Annotated in this window: 1 protein-coding gene, 1 pseudogene and 1 other annotated feature; the gene and the pseudogene both read left to right on the top strand. The window is 61.3% G+C overall.

Annotated features, from left to right (window positions below; translation table 11 throughout):
* On the top strand, positions 1-1,563 hold a 1,563-nt coding region (locus tag VL202_RS03485), incomplete at its 5' end, for an ABC transporter ATP-binding protein (RefSeq protein WP_325462782.1).
* A 270-nt stretch (positions 1,564-1,833) separates the two neighbouring features.
* A pseudogene (locus tag VL202_RS03490) lies at positions 1,834-3,064 on the top strand (IS3 family transposase).
* Positions 2,118-2,234: a sequence feature (AL1L pseudoknot), on the top strand. Its footprint overlaps the pseudogene before it by 117 nt.
* Positions 3,065-3,228: the final 164 nt, after the last annotated feature.

A 3,228-nucleotide genomic window follows, 5' to 3' on the forward strand; every position in this document is an offset into this window, starting at 1 on the left:
CCGGCAGTCCGGGTAACGGGCGGCTCCATCCGGTTCGGCGATGAGGAACTGACGACACTGCCCGAAAAGAAGATGCAGGCCATTCGCGGCGCGCGCATTGCCATGATCTTCCAGGAACCGATGACCGCGCTCAATCCGGTCATGAACATTGGCCGACAGCTTGTCGAGGCCATTCGTGCCCACGAACCGCTGTCCGTCGCACAGGCCCGCGCCCGTGCGCTGGAGGCGGTCAAGGCCGTTCGTCTGTCGCAGCCGGAAAAGCGGCTCGAGCAATATCCACACGAACTGTCAGGCGGCATGCGCCAACGCGTGATGATCGCCATGGCGATTGCGCTGCGGCCGGCCGTTCTTATTGCCGATGAACCGACGACCGCGCTGGACGTGACCGTGCAGCGCGAGGTGCTCGCCCTCCTGCGCGATCTGCAGAAGGAACTCGGCACTGCCGTCATCCTGATCACCCATGACATGGGCGTTGTCGCCGAAATGGCCGACCGCGTCATCGTCATGCGCAAGGGCAGGATGGTGGAGACCGCATCGACCGTCGATCTGTTCGATGCGCCAAAGGAACAATACACCCGCGACCTCCTCGCCGCGGTCCCCCGCATCGGCGCCGGCGCCACCCGGCCTGAGCTTGAAAAGCGGGACGTCCTCGTGCGCTACGACGATGTGTCGGTGAACTTTCCGATCCGGCAGGGCTTGCTGGGCCGTGTCGCCGCGCGCGTCCATGCCGTCGCGCATGTTTCGCTGGAAATCTTCCGCGGCGAGACGCTGTCTCTCGTGGGTGAATCCGGTTGCGGCAAGTCCACCATGGCGAAGGCGCTGGTGGGACTTGTGCCGCACACGGGCCGCATCGAGATCAACGGCCAGGCCCTGAGCGATCTCGACAGCAAGGGCCGGAAGGCCATCCGGCGCGATCTTCAGATCGTGTTCCAAGATCCGATGGCGGCACTTGATGCCCGGATGACTGTTGGCGAACTGATCCGCGAGCCGCTGGTCATACACGGCATAGGCACGGCCACCGAGCAGAAGGCACGCGTGCGCGAACTGCTCGAGCGGGTCGAACTGTCGCCCGGCGTCTATAACCGCTACCCGCACCAGTTCTCGGGCGGCCAGCGCCAGCGCGTCTGCATCGCCCGTGCGCTTGCCCTGAAGCCGAAGCTGATCATCTGCGACGAGAGCGTCGCGGCCCTCGACGTGTCGATCCAGGCAAAGGTGCTGGATCTTCTCCGCGATCTGCAAAAGGAAAGCGGCGTCACCTATCTCTTCATCAGCCATGACATGGCAGTGGTGGAAAATATCTCCGACCGCGTGGCAGTGATGTATCTCGGCCAGATCGTTGAGATGGGAACGCGCGCGCAACTGTTCGGCAATCCGCAGCACCCCTATACGAAGCGCCTTCTTGCCGCGGTGCCGGTGCCGGATCCGCGCCGTGAGCGTCAGGCAAGCTTGAGACTATCCGGCGAGATTCCGAGCCCTGTCTGGAAGGTCGGCGAAGGCCCCGAACGCGTGAAGCTGGCTGACATCGGCGATGGTCATCTCGTGGGGCATCACGCTGTCGGCTGATGCAATTCTGACGCTCTTTGCCGCCAACAAATCCAACAGTCCAACTGGCTGGAAAAATGCCTGGCCATTCCTGCGCGCCATGGAGGACGCAAAGTATAAACCGATAATTCCCGTTACCTCATACGTTGCGACCTGCTCCTTTTTCGATCGAGATGTGTCGCGAGGGCTCTCCCGAAGATGAGTTGCCAACATAGATCATGCTAGGCGCGTTTTGACCGTGTGAACCGCACCGGGTTTGCCGGAGACCCCAACTCGCGAGAAGTAGGGTCTATGACAAGCAAGACGACAAACAAGTTTTCTCCTGAAGTCCGCGCCCGCGCCGTTCGAATGGTTGTCGGGCATGAAGCAGAGCATCCTTCGCGGTGGGCGGCCGTGTCTTCCATAGCCGCCAAGATCAGTTGCTCGGCTGATGCGCTCAATGAATGGGTGAAGAAGGCGGAGGTGGACAGCGGCAAGCGTGCGGGTTTGCCGAGTGACGTTGCGGAGAAGATGAAAGCCCTGGAGCGGGAGAACCGCGAGCTTCGTCAGGCCAACGAGATTTTGCGGAAAGCCTCTGCATATTTTGCGATGGCGGAGCTCGACCGCCCACTGAAGCGATGATTTCCTTTATCGATGCACACCGCTCGGTGCTCGGGGTCGAGCCAATCTGCAGACTGCTGCCGATTGCCCCGTCCACCTATTATGAGGTCATCGCCAAGCGCACGGATGTGGACCGACTGTCGGCCCGCGCTCGACGCGACATTGCCATGAAGGTCGAGATACGCCGGGTGTTCAACGAGAACTTCCAGGTCTATGGCGTGCGCAAGGTCTGGCGACAGTTGCAACGGGAGGGTTACGACATCGCCCGCTGCACAGTCGCTCGGCTTATGAGGGCAATGGGGTTGCAGGGCATAATTCGCGGCAAACCGATCCGCACGACGGTCAGTGACAAGACTGCGCCATGTCCGCTCGGCCGGGTGAACCGGCAGTTCTTCGCGCCCGCGCCGAACATGCTTTGGCTTTCTGATTTCACCTATGTGGCGACTTGGCAGGGTTTCGTCTACGTGGCTTTTGTGATCGATGCCTTCGCTCGCCGCATCGTCGGTTGGCGGGCGGCCGGACTGCCCATGCGGGCTTTGTGCTCGATGCCCTCGATCAGGCGCTTCATGATCGGCGGCCCGTCCACCGTGGCGGACTGGTTCATCATTCCGACCGCGGCTCGCAATATGTGTCCATTCGCTACTCTGAGCGGTTGGCAGAGGCGGGCATCGAGCCGTCTGTCGGGAGTGTTGGCGATTCCTACGACAACGCTCTCGCCGAAACGATCAACGGTCTTTACAAGGCCGAGGTCATCCACCGGCGAGGACCGTGGCGAAACTTCGAAGCCGTAGAGTTCGCCACGCTGGAATCGGTCGACTGGTTCAACAACCGCCGCCTTCTGGAGCCCATAGGCAACATTCCTCCGGCCGAAGCCGAAGAACGATATTACGCAGCGCTGGACGCACCAGCCTTGGCCGCATAACTTAAACCAAACGGTCTCCGGCAAACTCGGGGCGGTTCATTGCGTCTAGCGAGCTCGCCACGGATGCTGAACGCAAAAAGCTCCTCGAGCGTTATGCTGAGGAGCTTTTGGTTCGGTTTCCCGAGCGGGAGAATTTACAAGTGTGTGTGGTTGCGGGGGCCTGA

Origin of the sequence: Pararhizobium sp. (assembly GCF_035497515.1) — a bacterium.
Taxonomy (GTDB): domain Bacteria; phylum Pseudomonadota; class Alphaproteobacteria; order Rhizobiales; family Rhizobiaceae; genus Pararhizobium.